This window comes from Amycolatopsis sp. 3B14 (genome assembly GCF_050958625.1).
Taxonomy (GTDB): Bacteria; Actinomycetota; Actinomycetes; order Mycobacteriales; family Pseudonocardiaceae; genus Amycolatopsis_E; species Amycolatopsis_E thermoflava.
In genome coordinates this window covers 40390-58248 of record NZ_JBHZEN010000043.1, presented here as the reverse complement: position 1 = coordinate 58248, position 17859 = coordinate 40390, and the positions used below count along the sequence as shown (strand labels likewise).

The 17859-nt window shown below is 71.7% G+C and carries 18 protein-coding genes; 8 read left to right on the top strand and 10 right to left on the bottom strand.

What is annotated here, in order from left to right; translation table 11 throughout:
* Positions 1-333: 333 nt before the first annotated feature.
* The 6 genes from ACCP09_RS23830 to crcB (ACCP09_RS23805) form a co-directional block, all read right to left on the bottom strand.
* Entirely contained in the window at positions 334-570 is a 237-nt protein-coding gene (locus tag ACCP09_RS23830; protein WP_017985597.1) for a hypothetical protein, read from the bottom strand.
* A 95-nt stretch (positions 571-665) separates the two neighbouring features.
* Entirely contained in the window at positions 666-1937 is a 1272-nt protein-coding gene (locus ACCP09_RS23825; RefSeq protein ID WP_027933456.1) for a YeeE/YedE family protein, read from the bottom strand.
* A gap of 223 nt (positions 1938-2160) precedes the next feature.
* Positions 2161-2439 (bottom strand): DUF6295 family protein, encoded by a 279-nt coding sequence (locus ACCP09_RS23820; protein ID WP_017985600.1) that lies wholly within the window; start codon positions 2437-2439, stop codon positions 2161-2163.
* Between the two features lie 11 nt (positions 2440-2450).
* Positions 2451-3188, bottom strand: a complete 738-nt coding sequence (locus tag ACCP09_RS23815) for a dienelactone hydrolase family protein (protein ID WP_433750330.1) — start codon at positions 3186-3188, stop codon at positions 2451-2453.
* Between the two features lie 31 nt (positions 3189-3219).
* Positions 3220-3591, bottom strand: a complete 372-nt coding sequence (gene crcB, locus ACCP09_RS23810) for a fluoride efflux transporter CrcB (protein ID WP_378335845.1) — start codon at positions 3589-3591, stop codon at positions 3220-3222.
* Positions 3588-3959, bottom strand: coding sequence for a fluoride efflux transporter CrcB (gene crcB, locus ACCP09_RS23805; protein ID WP_400986767.1), 372 nt, complete (start codon positions 3957-3959; stop codon positions 3588-3590). The genes crcB (ACCP09_RS23810) and crcB (ACCP09_RS23805) overlap by 4 nt, the downstream gene beginning before the upstream one ends.
* Positions 3960-4377: 418 nt before the next feature.
* On the opposite strand from crcB (ACCP09_RS23805), the gene ACCP09_RS23800 reads away from it, so the two are divergent.
* Positions 4378-4662, top strand: coding sequence for a DUF3040 domain-containing protein (locus tag ACCP09_RS23800; protein ID WP_037324126.1), 285 nt, complete (start codon positions 4378-4380; stop codon positions 4660-4662).
* Between the two features lie 3 nt (positions 4663-4665).
* Here ACCP09_RS23800 and ACCP09_RS23795 read toward each other — a convergent pair whose 3' ends face one another.
* Positions 4666-5181, bottom strand: a complete 516-nt coding sequence (locus tag ACCP09_RS23795) for a DUF6328 family protein (RefSeq protein ID WP_433750326.1) — start codon at positions 5179-5181, stop codon at positions 4666-4668.
* A gap of 58 nt (positions 5182-5239) precedes the next feature.
* On the opposite strand from ACCP09_RS23795, the gene ACCP09_RS23790 reads away from it, so the two are divergent.
* Entirely contained in the window at positions 5240-5773 is a 534-nt protein-coding gene (locus ACCP09_RS23790; RefSeq protein WP_433750323.1) for a superoxide dismutase, read from the top strand.
* A gap of 80 nt (positions 5774-5853) precedes the next feature.
* Positions 5854-6105: a hypothetical protein gene (locus ACCP09_RS23785; protein ID WP_027933449.1), complete on the top strand. Its 252-nt coding sequence runs from the start codon at positions 5854-5856 to the stop codon at positions 6103-6105.
* 297 nt (positions 6106-6402) lie between these two features.
* Here ACCP09_RS23785 and ACCP09_RS23780 read toward each other — a convergent pair whose 3' ends face one another.
* The gene (locus ACCP09_RS23780; protein WP_017985609.1) at positions 6403-7404 is read right to left on the bottom strand and encodes a LacI family DNA-binding transcriptional regulator; all 1002 of its coding nucleotides are present in this window, start codon (positions 7402-7404) and stop codon (positions 6403-6405) included.
* Positions 7405-7557: 153 nt separating this feature from the next.
* Between ACCP09_RS23780 and ACCP09_RS23775 the strand changes: the two genes are divergently transcribed.
* The 5 genes from ACCP09_RS23775 (at position 7558) to dusB (ending at position 16733) form a co-directional block, all read left to right on the top strand.
* The gene (locus tag ACCP09_RS23775; protein WP_027933447.1) at positions 7558-8847 is read left to right on the top strand and encodes an MFS transporter; all 1290 of its coding nucleotides are present in this window, start codon (positions 7558-7560) and stop codon (positions 8845-8847) included.
* Positions 8844-12395, top strand: a complete 3552-nt coding sequence (locus ACCP09_RS23770) for a hypothetical protein (RefSeq protein WP_433750318.1) — start codon at positions 8844-8846, stop codon at positions 12393-12395. Before ACCP09_RS23775 ends, ACCP09_RS23770 begins: the two co-directional genes overlap by 4 nt.
* A complete protein-coding gene (locus tag ACCP09_RS23765; RefSeq protein ID WP_433750315.1) occupies positions 12392-15097 on the top strand; it encodes a glycoside hydrolase family 78 protein in 2706 nt (901 codons plus the stop codon). The genes ACCP09_RS23770 and ACCP09_RS23765 overlap by 4 nt, the downstream gene beginning before the upstream one ends.
* A 66-nt stretch (positions 15098-15163) precedes the next feature.
* Positions 15164-15559, top strand: a complete 396-nt coding sequence (locus ACCP09_RS23760) for a hypothetical protein (protein WP_017985613.1) — start codon at positions 15164-15166, stop codon at positions 15557-15559.
* 28 nt (positions 15560-15587) lie between these two features.
* Positions 15588-16733, top strand: coding sequence for a tRNA dihydrouridine synthase DusB (gene dusB / locus ACCP09_RS23755; protein ID WP_378335841.1), 1146 nt, complete (start codon positions 15588-15590; stop codon positions 16731-16733).
* On the opposite strand, the gene ACCP09_RS23750 is transcribed toward dusB, so the two are convergent.
* Both ACCP09_RS23750 and ACCP09_RS23745 read right to left on the bottom strand, forming a co-directional pair.
* A complete protein-coding gene (locus ACCP09_RS23750) occupies positions 16730-17059 on the bottom strand; it encodes a contact-dependent growth inhibition system immunity protein (RefSeq protein WP_433750310.1) in 330 nt (109 codons plus the stop codon). The genes dusB and ACCP09_RS23750 overlap by 4 nt on opposite strands.
* A complete protein-coding gene (locus tag ACCP09_RS23745) occupies positions 17056-17766 on the bottom strand; it encodes a potassium channel family protein (RefSeq protein WP_433750307.1) in 711 nt (236 codons plus the stop codon). The genes ACCP09_RS23750 and ACCP09_RS23745 overlap by 4 nt, the downstream gene beginning before the upstream one ends.
* Positions 17767-17859 lie beyond the last annotated feature (93 nt).

The window sequence follows — 17859 nt, the reverse complement described above, 5'->3', positions numbered from 1 at the left end:
GCAAACCGGCGCCGGGCGCCGGCCCATGCCCCCGCGCCAGGCAGCTCGCGGCACCCAGCTCGCGCAGCCCGGCCCCGGCCAACCCGCCGACCGTCCCCGACGGTCCGAACAGGAAGAGCCCCGCGCCAGGTGGGTGGCGCGAGGCTCATCTGCACTCCAGCCCCACCCCTCCACAAACCGGCGCCGGGCACCGGCCCATGCCCCCACGCCAGGCAGCTCGCGCCACCCAGCTCGCGCAGCCCCACCCCGGCCCGCCCGTCGACCGTCCTCGACGGCCCGAACAGGAAGAGCCCCGCGCCAGGTGGGTGGCGCGGGGCTCTTCCGTGTTCAACCTCAGCCGAAGCTCGGCAGCAGCTTGCCCGGCGCCGCGTTGATCGAGCGGACCAGCCCGATCACCGGCACGCCCAGCGGCGCGAAGGTGTAGGCGTTGTTGAGGTTGGTCGTGTCCGGCTCGTCCACGACGGCCACGTCGCCCGGCGCGGGAGCGGCCAGCGCGGGTGCCGCGGCGCCGAGCACGGCCGCCCCGGCGAGGGCGCTCGCGACGAGGCCCCGGATCACGGTCTTCTTCATGTTCCCACCTTTCTCTGTCGGGGATTTTCCTTCCCCGCAACGAAGAATGGCAGGACAACCCGGCGGTTGTCCTGCCATTCCAGGGCTTGGGAACCTCAGCAGATCGAGTCGGCCGGCTTCGGGTTGGCGAGCCCGAACAGCGGCCGCAGCTTCAGGCCGATCCACGTGCCGCCGAGCGCGAAGATGCCCCACAGCCAGCCGTGCAGGCTGCCGGTGGAGATGCCGGCCAGGTAGGCGCCGATGTTGCAGCCGCCGGCGAGCCGGGCGCCGATGCCCATCAGGATTCCACCGAGGACGGACGCGATCGCCGTGCGCCACGGGATCTCCGAGTGGATCTTCCAGGTGCCCGCGGCCGCGGCGGCGACGGCGGCGCCCAGGATGATGCCGATGTCGGTGAGGCTGGTCTTGTCCGTCCAGATCGGACTCGCCAGCGACTTGGCGTTGCTGGTGGTCTGCCAGAACTCCCACGTTTCCGGGTGCAGGCCGATCAGCTGCAGGAACTTCGCACCCCACAGGGCGAAGGCGAACGTGACGCCCCAGGTGCCACCCGAGACGAGCACGACCGCGGCGGCGAGCACGGCCAGCACGACCGCGCCGACGAGCAGCGGCCACGAGCCGCGGAAGACGCGGGCGAAGCCCTTCGCGGTGGGCGGCACGCCGACCGGCGGCGGGTTGCGGCGCGCCTGGACCACCCGCGTCACGACGACGACCAGCCCGAGCACCGCGATGGTGATGGCCCACGAGCCGAACCAGCCGACGTGGTCGGCGAGCAGCACGCCGGACACCTGCGGCCAGCCGTCGAAGAGCGGGAAAGCCCAGGTGTAGAGGACCGACCCGGCGATGAACCCGCCCAGCGTGAGCACGATCGACGACTGCCCGGACCCGACCGCGAACAGCGTGCCGGACGCGCACGCGCCGCCGAGCTGCATGCCGATGGCGAACAACGCGGCGCCGACGAACAACGCGAGCCCGATCGGGCCGGCCGTGGCCTTCGGCGTGGTGCCGAACAGGCCGGTGCCGGTGCCGATGAGCAGGGCGATCAGGGTCGCGGCGGTGCCGAGCAGCAGGGCGTGCGCGCGCAGACCTTCACCGTTGCCGACCGCGATGAGCTGCCGCCACGCCGAGGTGAACCCGAAGCGCGAGTGGTACAGCGCGAGGCCGAGGAACAGCCCGATGACCAGCAGCGCGCCGAACTTGCCGCCGTAGGTGGCCCAGACGTACCAGCTCAGCGCGACCGAACCGGCGGCCGAGATCGCGAGCGGAACCCAGCGGACGGGCGCCTCCGGCTCCGGGATCGGCGCGGCGCACGAGGTGGGCGAGCGCAGCAGGAAGTTGCCGGCCGGGGGCCGGTCGGTGACAGCGGACACAGAGCACTCCAAAACGGGCCATGGGGGTCAACCACGGACAACGTTAAGACCCCGTGAACCATTCGCCCAGGTCATCCCAGAGTGCGGTACGCCATGGGCCTGCCCGGTCACATCCGCGATCGACCCCACGGCTCCGGGTGGAGTTCTCGCCCACTGCGATCCCTGAGCTCCCCTGGTCAACTGCCCGGCGTGCTGCCGCGAGCGTGGCTCACCGCCGGTGCGCTCACATCGGCTGCTTCGCCGAGGCCAGCCCCTTCGGTGCGGAGGCGATCGCCCGGTGGATCGCGTCCGCCAGTGCCAACGCGGCCTCCTCGGTCAGCTCCACCGGCACCCGCGCCGACGGCCCCTCCGCCGGGTTGAGGAAGTCGATGTTCACCGTGTGCGCGTACTGCGCGTGCGTCGGGTGGTCGACGTACACCGAGGCGTGCGTCAGCGGGATCCACCCCCGAGCCGACTTGCCGCTGCCGTCGATCTCGATCTGCTCGGTCAGGTAGGTGCACATGTCGGTTCTCCTCACACCAGGTGCTTGCCGAAGAAGTCGAAGACCCGCCGCCACCCGTCGACCGCGGCCTCCGGGCGGTAGCTGGGCCGGTCGACGGAAAAGAACCCGTGCCCCGCGCCGTCGTAGGTGTGGAACTCGTGTGGTTTGCCCAACCGGTCGAGCTCCGCGGACAGGGTCGCGACCTCCTCGGGCGAGGGGAACTTGTCCTCGGCGCCGAACAGCCCGAGCAGCGGGCACGACAGCTGCGGCGCGAGCCCCAGCAGCGGCTTCATCCCGGCCATCTGCGGCGGCGGGTCGTTGACCACGAACGCGCCGTAGCAGTCGACCGCGGCGTCGATCCGGATGCTGCACGCGGTGAGGAACGTCTGCCGCCCGCCGGAGCAGTAGCCGATCACGCCGATCTTGCCGTTGGCGCCGTCCAGCCCCTTCAGGTGGTTCGCCGCGCCCTCGACGTCCCCGACGAGCCGCTCGTCCGGGACGCCGCCCTGGGCGCGGGCGGTCGCGGCGGCGTCCTCGGGGTCCGCGCCCGGCGCCTCGCGCCAGTAGAGGTTGGGGCAGATGGCGTGGTAGCCGTGGACGGCGAAGCGCCGCACGATCTCCTTGGTCGCCGCGTCGTAGCCGGGCATGTGATGGATCACCACGACCCCACCGCGTGGCGCCGGGTCCAGTGGCGTGGCCAGGTAGGCCTCGATCTCGTCGCCACCGTGCCCGGTGATCCTGACGGTCTCGGCCCGCATCGCATCGGTCATGGCGTCAGCGTGGCACGACGCGGAGTGATCGTCACATCGCCACAAACGCCTGCACAGCGGCAAATCCGACATACGCGCCACCGACCCCGGCGGCGACGCTGAGCACGATGTTCATCACCGCGTAGAAGTACGCCTTCTGCTCGACCAGCCGCAACGTCTCGTAGCTGAACGTGCTGTAGGTGGTCAGCGCGCCGCAGAAACCGGTGCCGAGCAGCGCGAACAGCGGGGCGGGCAGCGCGGCGCCGGCACCGGTGAGGCCGCCGAGGACCAGACAGCCGGCCAGGTTGACCAGCAGCGTGCCCCACGGGAACGGGCCACCGTGCCGTGCCCGCACGGCACGGTCGGTGAGGTAGCGCAGGGGTGCGCCGACCATCGCGCCGGCGATGACGAGGACAGCCGTCATCGGCCTGCCAGCCGGCGCGTGACGGCGACCCCGGTGAGGACGGCGAGCCCAGCGGTCAGAAGCGTTCCGCCGAGGTAGGCGAGCGCCATGCCCGCCGAGCCCGGCTTCAGCAGCCCGTGGATTTCCACCGTGTAGGTGGAAAACGTGGTGAACCCGCCGAGGACGCCGACCCCGAGGAAGGGCCGGACCAGGTGGTGCGCCACGCGGACCTCGGTGACCAGCACCATCAGGACGCCGATCAGGAGGCAGCCGGTGACGTTGACGAAGAACGTCGTCCACGGGAACTGGCCCGGCGCCGTCGGCCAGGTGGTGGTCAGTTCGTATCTGGCCAGCGCACCGATCCCACCGCCGATCGCCACGGCCGCCACGACCTGGGCCTGCGATCGGCGAGTGGTGGTGGCCGTGCCGGGATCACCGCTCACAGCCACCCACCGTAACGTCTCACTCGGCCTGCTTCGGCTCCTCGACCAGGTCCTCGAGCAGGCGGTCGAAGTCGAACTCCTCGCGCAGCGCCTCGAAGATCGGCGTGTCACCGATGACGCGCTCGTCGGTCTTGCTCATCAACAGCACCTTCTCCCTCGCCCGCGCGTGCACTCCCACACGGTTCGTTCTCGCAGGATCGGACGCTCTCCCCTCGCCCTTTGGTTCCCGCGATCGGGTTAACGGGAGGTAATATTACCTACTCACCGTGAGGGTGCACGGGACGACAGCCAAAGCACAGCGCAGATCACATCGTGACAAGGACCCGTCGGCGAGCAATACTGGTCGGTAGAGGCGGTGCGGGCGATGGCACTCCACGGTGAAGAACAGCGACGGCTCTCGGAAATCGAGCGGCAACTGGCCGCCGAAAACCCACGGCTGGCGCAACGGCTTGCCGAACTACGGCCGATGCGCGTGTCCGGCATCCTGCTGTCCGTGCTCGGGATCCTCTGCTCGCCCGTGCTGGGCCTGTTCCTGCTCGTGGCGGCCGCCCAGTCACAGGCGGTGATCCTGTTCGTGATCGGGACCGTGTTCACTTCCGTGGTGCCGACGGCGCTGATCTGGCGCGCCTGGCTGCACCGGTTGTACTGACGGCTACTCGGCCGCGGCGGAGTCGCTCGGCGGCACCCGGGACGGGCGGGTGTCGGTCGCGGAGTGGTTCGCCAGGAAGTTCGGGACCACGAACCACAGCACCGCGAACGTGACGCCGACCAGACCGCCGACGACGGCCATCGCGATGGGGCCGTAGACCACCTTCGCGATCAGCGACACCGTCGCGGTGATCGCGGCCGCCAGGCACACCAGGCCGGCCAGGACGGCGCGGTTGCCCGCCCGCAGGATGTCGTCGCGTCGGCCCGCGCGGAACAGGATCCGGTGCCACGCCGCGGGCGACGACAGCAGCGCGGTGGAGACGACCGCGAGCAGGACCGCCGACAGGTGCACGGCCTTCTCGAACCCGCTGGCCGCGCGGAACTCGCTGGTGAACACCACCGTGAGGAGGAAACCGAACAGGATCTGCACCCCGGCCTGCGCCACTCGCAGCTCGCCGAGGAGTTCGTTCACGTTGCGTGCGAGGCGCTGGTTCGGGGTCTCTTCGTCACGGCCGCTCACGGAGATCAGCCTATGGGAGGATTTGCCTGGTCACAGATTGACCGATAAATGGAACATCATGCGAATCGTCCCCTTGGCCCTCGCCGCGGCCGCGCTGCCGGCCCTCTGGCCCGCCGAAGCCGCCGCCGCCCCCGCCGCGCAGGTGGGCGCCGGTGCCTCCGTCGTGCGCTACAACACGGCCCTCGTACCGGAGGGGGCGACCGCGCGGGCGTTCACGGCGTCGGTGACGGGCACCCTGACCACGCTTTCCGTGCGCGGCCTGCTGCCCGGCCGCGAGTACGGCGCCCACGTGCACACCAAGCCCTGCGGGGCGGCCCCGAACGATTCGGGGCCGCACTACCAGCACGTTCCCGACCCGGTGCAGCCCTCGACCGACCCCGCGTACGCCAACCCGCGCAACGAGATCTGGCTGGACTTCACCACGTCCGCGAACGGCAGCGGGTTCGCCGTGTCGCGGGTCGACTGGACCTACGGCGACCGGCTGCCCGGCTCCGTGGTCATCCACGAGACACACACGCACACGGACCCGGGTCACGCCGGGACGGCGGGCGGGCGGCTGGCCTGCCTGAACCTCGAGTTCGGGCCGAGGTGACCGCCACGGCCAGGTGAATCCGGCTTGAGCCGGACGGCCGCGGGTAGGCCCGGACGGAGCAGCGGCGGAGGGGAGAAGCGGTGGAAGCGACCCCGGACGACCACCCGGTCTGGGTGACCAGCGCGGACGGCACGGCCGAGCACGCGGTCCCCGACACAGCGATGGCAGCCGGCCAGGAACTGGAAGCGGTGTGCGGCGCGCGGTTCCTCCCCGCCGCCATGACCGCCCCACCGGGCCGGACCTGCGAGGAGTGCCTGACGTACCTGCTGGTGCCCGCCCCGCGTGAGCCGGAGCCGCGCCGCCTCTGGCGCCGCTACGTGGCCAAACACTGAGAGCCGAACCCGCGAGGAGTACCCGCCCACGTGGGCCGAACCGCGCCGCCCCTGGCGCCCCTACGTGACCAAACACCACGGCGGCGGGCGGCCTGACGCATGCGAGCCTCTCGCCGACCGCCGCGTCACGAGAGGCGGCGTGCCAAGCGGACGCACTCCGACGCCTAACCCAGCCGTCGGCGGGGGCGCATCGGCGCGGTGACGACCGACGTAGCACGAAGCAGGCTTGGCGGGGGCGCGCCCGAAAGCGCGTGTGGCGTTCGCGCCAGGCTGGAGTTCGGCGCCCCGGGGGACCGCTCAGCGGCGGTACTGCGTCGAGGCCCGCACGACCAGCTCCGGCTTGAACACCACCGACCGGTGCGGCGGCCGGTTCTCCGGGTCCGCCGTCTCCGCGATCAGCAGCTCGGCGGCCGTCTGCCCCAGTCGCCGCGCGGGCTGGCGCACCGACGTCAGCGGCACCGCGGCCGCGCCGGCGAACTCGATGTCGTCGTAGCCCACGATCGCCATCTCGTCCGGCACCCGCACGCCTGCGCCGACCATCGCCTGCAGCACCCCCAGCGCCAGCAGGTCGTTGGCGCAGAACACCGCCGTCGGCCGGGGGCTCATCCCGAGCAGCCGCGCGCCGGCGTCCCGCCCGGACTCCACGTCCAGCTCGCTCGTCTCGATCACCGACAGCTCCGCCCCGGACCCCTCCAACGCGGTCCGCAGCCCCTGCTCCCGGTCGCGGCACTGCGTGAGTATCCGCGGCCCGTTGACGAACGCGACGTGCCGGTGCCCGGTCTCCAGCAGGTGCCGCCCGGCGAGCTCGCCACCCGCGAGATCGTCCACCGACACCGAACTCGCCTCGTCCGCGGGCACCTTCCGGTCCACGAACACGTACGGGATCCCGCTGCGGCGGAAGGTCTCCAGCGCGGCGCCTGACGTGTCGACCGGGCTCAGCAGCAGCCCCCGCACCCGCTGCTCGGCCAGCAGCGACAGGTACGACTCCTCGCGGTCGACGCGCTGCCCGCTGTTGCACGTGATGACGCTCAGGCCCGCGTCGTGCGCGGCCTGCTCGGCGCCGCGGGCGACGTCGACGAAGAACGGGTTCGCCAGGTCGAGGACGAGCAGCGCCATGATGCGGCTGCGGCCGGCCCGCAGCTGCCGCGCGGACTCGTCGCGGACGTAACCCAGCTCCTCGATCACGGACAGCACACGTGACCGGGTGGCCGGGGAAACGATGTGCGGCCGGTTGACCACATTGGACACCGTGCCGATGGAGACCCCGGCGCGCCGGGCCACATCCTTGATGCCAACCATGCGTCCCCTCGATCTCCCAGGGACCACAGCGTAGCACGCATGAAACGTTCAATGCGCCGAACAGAAGCTTGTTATTCCCCCACCCAAACGCTAACCTGCGTCCTTAATACGTTTCAAAATGTGTCCTGCGTCAACGAAGACGAGGAGAACCACATGACCTCACCCGAAACCGTCGGCACGAGCTCGGTCGAGGACGGCGGCACGATCACCCGCCAGCAATGGCGGTGGTCCGTGCTCGCGGGCATGGCCTCCTACCTGGATGCCGGGTCGATCGTAGCGCTCGGCGCGGGCCTCGCCCTCTTCCAGAGCTACCTCGGCCTCTCCGACGGCGCCGTCGGCGCGCTCGCCGCGATCGGCCCGAACGCCATCGGCTGCGCGATCGGCGCGTTCATCGGCGGCAGGCTGGGCGACAAGCTGGGCCGGAAACGGATCTACAAGTACGACCTGCTGGTCTACGCGGCGGGCATCCTGTGCATCGCGCTCGCGGTGAACACGCCGATGCTGTTCATCGGCACCTTCGTCGTCGGTGTCGCGGTCGGCGCGGACGTGCCGACGTCGCTGGCGCTGGTCGGCGAGTTCTCCCCGTCGAAGGCGCGCGGGAAGCTGCTCGGCTTCACGCAGGTCGCGTGGAACCTCGGCCCGGTGATCGTGTTGTTGCTGTCGCTCGCGCTCACCCCGCTGGACCTGCTCGGCACGCGGATCGTGTTCCTACACCTGTTCGTCATCGCGCTGGTGACCTGGGCGATGCGCCGCGGCCTGTCCGAGTCCGCGCGCTGGACGTCGGCGTCGTCCACCAGGGACGTCAAGTACCAGCTGAAAGCGCTTTTCCAGGGCGCGCACCTCAAGGCGCTGCTGTTCACCGGCATCGTCTACGTGTTCTGGAACATCGCGGCAGGCACCGGCGGCATCTTCACCCCGTACGTCATCAAGACCCTCAACGCGGGCAGCCAGGCGGCCAGCGTCGCGCTGTCCTGCGCCGGGTTCCTGATCGGCATCCTGGTCACGACGCTGGTGTTCATGCGCTTCGCCGACCGCAGCCACCACACGCGCAAGTGGATGTGGGGCATCGGCGCGGTCATGCAGATCGTCGCCTACGGCATCTACGTGGTGCTGCCCTTCAACATCCCGGTGATCATCGCGAACATCGTGTTGTTCGGCGTCGGCTGCTCGCTCGCCGGCGAGGCGTTCTACAAGGTGTGGAGCCAGGAACTGTTCCCGACGATGCTGCGCGGCACCGCGCAGGGCTTCACCTTCGGCGTCGCCCGGACGCTGCTCGGCGTGTGGAGCTTCTTCCTGCCGACGCTGGCCAGCGGCGGGTTCACCGTCGCAGGCGGCCTGCTCACGCTGTTCCTGGTGATCAGCGGCGGGGTCGGGTTCTTCTTCATGCCGAACACCTCCGGCAAATCGCTGGAGCAGATCGAGGCGGAGCGCGCCACCGCATGAGTTCCGACGAGCTGCTGACCCGGTTCACCGATCCCGGCCCCGAGTTCTCCCCGCTGCCGATCTGGTGGTGGAGCGGCGGCCGGGTCACCGGGGACCGGGTCCGCTGGCAGATGGAACAGCTGGTGTCGCAGGGCGTCCGGCAGGCGGTGGTGATGTGCCTGGCGCCCACCGGCCCGATGTTCGGTTCCCTGGCCGACGATCCGCCGTTCCTGAGTCCGAAGTGGATCGAGCTGCTGGACGGCGCGTGCGCGGACGCCGCCCAGCTGGGGTTCCAGCTCTGGATGTACGACCAGATCGGGTTCTCCGGCGCGAACTTCCAGGGCCGCCTCACCGCGGCCCGCCCGGAGTTCGCCGGGCTCGCCCTGCACCGGGACCCCGACGGCACGATCGGGCACCGCGTCAGCGGCTTCGACTACTTCAACCCGGACGCCTGCGCGGCCCTGCTCGACCAGGTGCACGGCGAGCTGGAACGGCACGTCGGGCGCTGGTTCGGCACGGTGATCCCCGGGTTCTTCCAGGACGAGCTGCCGCCGCTGCCGACCTGGGGGCACGACTTCGCGGAGACCTTCGCCGCCGAGTACGGCTACGACCTGCTGCCGCGGCTGTCCGCGCTGTACGAGGGCGCGGACGCCGAGTCGGCCCGGGTACGCCGGGACTACCAAGAACACCGTGCCCGCCTCGCGCGCCGCGCGTTCTTCGACCCACTGGCTCAGTGGTTCAGCCACCGCGGGCTGATCTGCGGGTTCGACCAGGCGAGCCCGGCGCGCGAAGGCGATCCGGTCGGCGGCGTGCGGATCTACGGCGACTACCTCGGCACGCACGCCGGGTTCGGCGCGCCGGGCAGCGACCACTGGGGCGACGCGAAGGTGCACAGCTCGCTCGCCCACGCGCACGGGCACCCGCGCACCTGGATCGAGGCGTTCCACTCGTCGGGCTGGGGCGGCACGCTGGAGGAGACCTACGACTGGCTCGCGCCGTTCCTGCGCCGCGGCGCCACGCTCTACGACCCGCACGCGGTCTACTACTCGACCGCGGGCGGCTGGTGGGAGTGGGCGCCGCCGTCGACCTGCTGGCGGCAGCCGTACTGGCCCGCCTACGGCCAGTTCGCCGGCGCGGTGAGCCGGTTGTGCTCGGTGCTGACGGCGGGCACGCACTCCTGCGACGTCGTGCTGCTGTCGCCGACCAGCACCGCCCAGGCCTACCTGACGCTCGACGGACCGCTGCCGCCCGCGGAACGGGCCGCGGCTTCGTTCCACGCGCTGAACGGCGTCGGCACGTGGTTCGCCGAGGAACGCGGTGTGCTGGAACGGGCCGGGATCGACCACGATACGTTCGACGAGGCCACGATCGCCGCCGCGGAGGTTTCGGGCGGCGAGCTCCGGATCGGCGCGGAAACCTACCGGGCGGTGGTCCTGCCCGACGTCGAGCTGCTGCTCCCGGCCGCGGCCGCCCGGCTCGCGGAGTTCGCCGCGGCCGGCGGGACGGTCGTCTGCGTCGGCAGCTGCCCGGTCGAGGGCGCGGTCACGGTCGGCTCGCCGGAGGACGTGCCCGCGGTCCTTCCGAAATCCCGGATCCGGTCCGACGTGCCGTTCCTGCTCCGGCGCCACGGCGACCGGCACGTGCTGTTGCTGACCGCGCACGACGAGCGGACCGGCACCCGGGCGCCGATCGTCGACCTCGACCGCGAAGGCTGGACGGACCAGGGCTTTCCCTGGGAGGAGTACTGGCGGCAGCTGCGTGCGGACGGGTACGAGTTCGTCTCCCCGTCGGACCGGGTGGCACGGGTCGCGGGGGTGACCGGCCGCGCCCAGCAGTGGAACCCGCGCACCGGGGAGCGCACGGATGTCCCAGTCGTGGACGGCGAGGTCGAGGTCGTCTTCACCGACGGTCCGATCACGTTGCTCGTGTTCGGCGACGACCTGCCGGAGGCGACGCACACCCCGCCCGGGCCGGTGATCCGGTCGGTGTTCCTCGACGGCTGGCGCGCGCGGGCGGAGTCCACTCTGGACAACCGGCACGGCGACCTGGCCGCGCCCGCCCGCACCGGCGTGCTGCCGCTGGAGGTCTGGCGGCTGAGTGACGAGCTGGCCGGGTACGGCGTCTTCGCCGAGGTTCGGGACGGCAACGGGTGGCGGCCCGCGGTCTGGTCGTTGTCCCGTGGCATCCGGGACGACCCCGGGCACGCGGAAGCGCTGGGGCCCAAGGGTTACGTGCCCGAGGAGTTCCTCGACTGGCGGCACGTGGAGGCTGGGGAGACGGTCGGCGTACGAACGTATCTGCCCTTGCCCGAACGCGACGGCCTGTTCCTCGCCGTCGGCGCGAGCGCGGCGCGACGGGTGTTCGTGGACGGCGCGGAGGCTCCGGTCGACGGGCCGGGCTACCAGTCGTTCAGCCCGCTGCCGTCCGGCGGGACGGTGCGGGTGGAGATCGAGTTCACCGCGGACCAGGACGGCCCGCTGCGGGCGTCGTTCGCGGTGGTCACCGATCCCGCGGGCTACCGCAGGCCGGAGTGGCTGGCGGGCGGGGAGATCACCCGCACCTTCCACCTCGACGAGGTACCCACCGACGCGACCGTGCAGGTCGCGAGCGAGGAGGCCTGCCGGGTGCTCGTCAACGGCGCCGAGGTGGGCAGGCAGGGCGACTTCAACCCCTACCCCGGCTTCCGCGAGATCCGCATCCACCCCTACGACCTGCGCGAACACCTCCGCCCTGGCGAGAACACGCTCACCCTGGCCACGACTGGCCCAGTCGCGGTGGATTCGCGCGACCCGCGGCTGGTCAGCGGCCCGGACTGGGGCGAGGTGCGCCGCCTGCACCGGCGCGACCCGCGTTTCCTGTGCCTGCACCCGCGGCCGCACCCGCTGCCCGGCGCGCACTGGCTCGAACCCGCCGCCGCGCCCGGCGATGTCGTCGTGCCGGTGGTCCCCGACGTCGCGCCTGCCGGGGAACGCACCGAGACGCTGACCTTCCCGGCCCCGCTCGGGGCGGTTGCGCTGCGGATCCCGACCGACCTCGATGTCGTGGTGCGCGTCGGCGAGGCCGAGTACAAGCCGGTCGACCAGCGGGTGCGCTTTCCCGCGCCGCTGAACGCCGCCACGCCGGTGGAGTTGCGGTTCCGCGCGGTCGACGGTCGCCGGGGCGGGGCGCTGCTCGGCTCCGGGATCGAGGTCGAGACCGCCGAGGCCCCGGTCGAACTGCGGAGCTGGGAGGACCTCGGACTGCGTGCACTGGGCGGCCTGGTCCGGTACCGGACCACGTTCGAGGCGCTGCCCGGCCGGGTCGTGCTCGACCTCGGCGAGGTGCGCGGCACGGCCGACGTGGTGGTCAACGGCCGGCTGGTCGACCGCCTGGTCTGGGGTCCGTGGCGGTCCGAAATCTCGGATGCGGTCCGAGCGGGTGTCAACGAACTGGAAATCGTCGTCCGCGGAACGCTCGCCGGCTACCTCGACGATGCGTCACCCACGATGGCCGTGGCCGCCGGGCAGGTCCGCACGGGCCTGTTCGGGCCGGTGCGGCTGGTACAGCACGAGAAGGAGAGCGACCGTTGACCGTCACCGCCGTCCGCTTCGAGCACCACGACGTCGCGCTGGGCATCGGCACCGGCACGCCCCGCCTGTCCTGGCAGGTCCGCACCGACGACCCGGACTGGTCGCAGACCGCGTACGAGGTCGAGCTGAACGGGTCGGCGACGGTGCGGGTCGAATCCGCCGAGCAGGTGCTGGTGCCGTGGCCGTTCGAGCCGCTGCCGTCGCGGACCCGGGCGACCGTGCGGGTGCGCGTCGGCGACGAGTGGTCCGAGCCGGCCACCGTGGAAACCGGCCTGCTGCGCACGGAGGACTGGTCGGCGCGGTTCATCAGCCCGCGCACGATCGGCGGCATCGGGCAGCGCGCGCCGATCCTCACCCGCAGTGTGGAGCTGCGACCGGGCATCGTGTCGGCCCGGCTGTACGCGACGGCGCACGGCGTCTACACCGCGTCGATCAACGGGGCCCGGGTCGGTGACGAGGTGCTGGCGCCCGGCTGGACCAGCTACGAGCACCGGCTGCGCTACCAGACCCACGACGTCACCTCGCTGCTCCGCGAGGGGACCAACGACCTGGAGTTCCTGCTCGGCAACGGCTGGTTCCGCGGACGGCTGGGGTGGAACGGCCGGCGCGCCCTCTACGGCGATCGCCTCGCGCTGCTGGCCCAGCTGGAGGTGACCTACGCCGACGGCACCACCGAGGTCATCGGCACCGACGAGCGGTGGTCGGCCACGGAGAGCCGGATCACCGCCGACGACCTGTACGACGGGCAGCGCACCGACCTGACGCTGTCGGAGTCCGAAGTGGACGAAGTCGAGGTGGTCGAGGCCGACCTGAGCAGGCTCGTCGCGCCCGAGGGGCCGCCGGTGCGCGTGACCGAGGTGGTGCCCGCGGTGCGGGTGTGGTCCTCGCCGTCCGGGAAGACCCTGGTCGACTTCGGCCAGAACGTGGTCGGCTGGGTGCGGCTGCGCGTGCGGGACGCCCGCGAGGTCACCGTGCGGCACGCCGAGGTGCTGGAGGACGGCGAGCTCGGCGTGCGGCCGCTGCGGTCGGCGAAGGCGACGGACACCTACGTCCTGCCCGGTGGTACCGAAACCGTGCTGGAGCCGAGCCTGACGTTCCACGGGTTCCGGTACGCGGAAGTGTCCGGAGTGGACGATCTGCGGGCCGCGGACCTGGAAGCCGTCGTCGTGCACAGCGACCTGCGGCGCACCGGCTGGTTCAGCTGCTCGGACCCGGACCTGGAGAAGTTCCACGAGAACGTCGTGTGGGGCATGCGCGGCAATTTCCTGGACGTGCCGACCGACTGCCCGCAGCGCGACGAACGGCTCGGCTGGACCGGCGACATCCAGGTCTTCTCGCCCACCGCGTCCTTCCTCTACGACTGCGCCGGGTTCCTCCGCTCGTGGCTGGCCGACCTGGCCGCCGACCAGCATCCGGACGGTGCGGTGCCGTTCGTGATCCCGGACGTACTGCCCGGCGACAGCCCGGCCGCGACGGCCTGGGGCGACGCCGCGGTGATCGTGCCGTGGGTGCTCTACCAGCGGTTCGGCGACGCGGAGGTGCTCGCCCGGCAGTTCGACAGCATGCGCGGGTGGGTCGACAAGATCGCCTCGCTGACCACGGACGGCGTGTGGGCGGGCGGGTTCCAGTTCGGCGACTGGCTGGACCCGGCCGCGCCGCCGGACGACCCGTTCGCCGCGAAGGCCGACTCGGACGTGGTGGCGACGGCGTACCTCGCGCGGTCCGCGGAGATCGTCGCCGCGGCGGCCGAGGTGCTGGGCCGGGACGGTTCGAAATACCGGACGCTGTCCGAACAGACGCGCGCCGCGTTCGCCAGGGAGTACGTCACCGGATCGGGCCGGGTGCTCTCGGACGCGCCGACCGTCTACGCGCAGGCGATCGAGTGGGCGCTGCTGCCGACGGCGGAGCAGCGGGCGGTCGCGGGTCGACGACTGGCCGATCTCGTGCGCACCAACGGCTTCCGCATCGCGACCGGGTTCGTGGGCACGCCGCTCATCACGGACGCGCTCACCACGGCCGGCCACCCGGAACTGGCCTACCGGCTGCTGCTCGAACGGGGCTGCCCGTCCTGGCTGTACCCGGTGACGATGGGCGCGACGACGATCTGGGAGCGCTGGGACAGCATGCTGCCGGACGGCTCGATCAACCCGGGCGAGATGACCTCGTTCAACCACTACGCGCTGGGCGCGGTGGCCGACTGGATGCACCGCACGGTCGCCGGGCTGGCGCCCGCCGCGCCCGGGTACCGGTCGATCGTCGTGCGCCCGGTGCCGGACGCCGCGCTCACCCACGCCTCGGCCCGGCACGAGACGCCCTACGGTGCGGCTTCGGTGGCCTGGCGCCGGGCGGACGGGAAGCTGACGCTCGACGTCGTGGTGCCGCCCGGCGTGCGGGCCGAGGTGCACGTTCCCGGTGGCCCGGTGGCCGAGGTCCGGCACGGCACGCACAGCTGGACCGTCGACGACCCGTGCCTGTCGCAGCCGCGCGTGCGGACCATTCGTGAACTGATCGGCTCGCCGAAGTGGCCGGACGCGGTGTCGCTGCTGGTCTCGCACGGGCTCGCCGAAGACGCGGTGGACGCCGCGCACCGGGCCGGGCGCTACCTGGACCGCCCGGCAGCCGAGCTGGCCGGTTTCCTCGCGATGAAGACGCTCTCCGACGGCTCGGACGCGAAGCGGGCGCTGGAGAAGCTGCTGGCGTGAGCCGATGTCAGCTGGTCCGGTGACGCCTGGGCCGCGGCGCGGCTGATCAGGACCCATACTGGGGCCATGAACCAGCCGGAGCCGTTGTTCAGCTCGTCCCGGGCCTTCCGCGTCTGGCGCTACGGCGTCGAGCACTCGGAGCTGGTCCTGCGCACCGACGACAACCCCGACGAGCCGGTCGAGCTGCTGTTCGAGGGCGTCCTGTCGATGCGCTTCGACCAGCTGTGGTTCACCGGCCTTGTGGTCGGCCGCGCGGAGGACCAGGTGCTGCAGAGCCCCACCGTGGACATCCCGCACCTGAAGATCGAGCTCGGGTCCACCGGCCACGCCGCCCAGGTGGTGTGCCGTCGCCTGACCTGCGTCGGCGGCACCTCGCCGGACGGGAAGATCCTGTGGACGGTCACCGCGCCGCGTCCGAAATCCCGGATCGCCGCCGACATCCCGGCGGTCGAACAGGCCTGACTGCGGGTGGCGCGAGTCACCAGCGACAATGGAGGACGTGACCGCCACCCTGAGCAAGCCCGCACTGAAGATCGGCCCGTACGAGGTCGATCCCCCAGTGGTGCTCGCGCCGATGGCCGGCATCACGAACGTCGCGTTCCGGCGGCTGTGCCGCGAGTACGGCGCGGGGCTGTACGTGTGCGAGATGATCACCGCCCGCGCCGTCGTCGAGCGGCACCCCGGGACCATGCACATGATGGCCTTCGACCAGGGCGAGTACCCCCGGTCGATGCAGCTGTACGGCGTGGACCCGAAGACGATGCGGGAAGCCGTCAAGATCATCGTCGGCGAGGGGCTCGCGGACCACATCGACAGCAACTTCGGCTGCCCGGTCGCCAAGGTCACCCGCAAGGGCGGCGGCGCGGCGCTGCCGTACAAGCGGAAGCTGTTCGCGCAGATCGTGCGCGCGTCGGTGGAGGCGGCCGAGGCGGCGGGCGTGCCGTTCACGGTCAAGTTCCGGATCGGCATCGACGACGACCACCACACCTTCCTCGACGCCGGCCGCATCGCCGAGGCCGAGGGCGCGGCGGCGGTGTCGCTGCACGCGCGCACGGCCGCGCAGCGCTACTCGGGCAAGGCCGACTGGAGCGCCGTCGCCCGGCTGAAGGAGGCCGTGCAGACCATCCCGGTGCTGGGCAACGGCGACATCTTCACGGCCGACGACGCGCTGCGGATGGTGGCCGAGACCGGGTGCGACGGCGTGGTCGTCGGCCGCGGGTGCCTCGGTAGGCCGTGGCTGTTCGGCGAGCTGGAGGCCGCGTTCGCCGGCCGCCCGATCCCGGAGGGGCCCCGGCTGGGTGAGGTCGCCAAGGTCCTGCGGCGGCACGCGGAGCTGCTGGTCCAGCACGACGGTCACGACAAGGCGATGCGCGACCTGCGCAAGCACATGGCCTGGTACTTCATGGGCTTCCCGGTGGGCTCGGAGCTGCGCCGTCGGTTCGCGATGGTGTCGTCGATGGACGAGCTGGACGAGCTGATCGGCCAGCTGGACCACGAGGCGCCCTTCCCGGCGGACGCCCTCGGCCCGCGTGGCCGCCAGGGTTCGCCCGGAAAGGTCACGCTGCCGCACGGCTGGCTCGACAACCCGGACGACGACCTGGTGCCCGAAGCCGAGGACATGCACTCGGGCGGCTAACGCCCGGCGCGCCGCCGCACGCGCTCGAAGTCGGCGTGCTGCACGGGGTTCGCCGTCCAGTATTCCTCCGGAATGCGGCGGAGGGCATCGACCAGGTAGCCGAAGTGGGTTTCCGCGAACGGGTCGCGGTTGAGGATCTGCAGCGCGCGCGGCACCAGGTGCGGCACGCCGATCTGCTGCCCGAGCAGGATGCGCACGCCTTCGGCGTCCAGCTCGTCCAGCGGGACCCGGCGCATCCGGTGGCAGGTGCTGATCAGGTTGGTCGTGTCCGGCGGCGGGTCTCCCCAGTAGTCGTCCTCGAGCTGCTCCAGTGACAGGTGCGTCATAGGTCCTTCCGCTCACTTGCGGCGAGGGCGGCGCGCAGTTCGGCGATCTCGCGGCTCAGCTCGGCGATCTGCGCGCGCGTCACGGTCTGCGACGTGGCCTCGACCTCCTCGACCCGGCGCACCAGCCACGACGCGAAGGTCGCCGTGACCACGCCGAGCAGCGCGATGCCCGCCACCATCAGGCCGACCGCGATCAGCCGTCCGGTGCCGGACACCGGGTAGCGGTCGCCGTAGCCGACGGTCGTGATCGTCGTGACCGCCCACCACAACGCGTCCGGGAAGTTCCGGATGCCGGCCTCCTCGATCGGCCGCTCCGCTTCGAGCACGGCGAGCGCCGCGCAGAAGACGATCAGCACCGTGGCGCCGACGAAGTACACGACGACCCGCCCGCGCAGGGCGAGCGCGGCGGTGCGGTTGAGGACGTTCAGCATCGCGACGAGGCGCAGCAGCCGCAGCGGGCGGAGCAGCGGGAGCACGATGACCAGGAGGTCCAGCACGTGACGCCGCAGGAATCGCGGTTTGTCCGGTGACTGGACCAGTCGCACGACGTAGTCCAGCGCGAACAGCCCCCACGCGAGCCAGGTGACGACCTCGCACCACACCCGGCCGGCGCTGCCGAGCGACGGCTGGAGGATCGGCCAGGCGTAGGCGCCGAGGAACAACACCGCGACGCCCGTCAGCGGCCACTCCATGCGCTTTTCCCACATCTGCGTCTCCCGTCGGTCGGCGCGATCGTCGCACGTGCGGGCGCGGTGATCCCGATCATTTCGCCCGGATCGTTACCCGCTTTCTGGTAGACA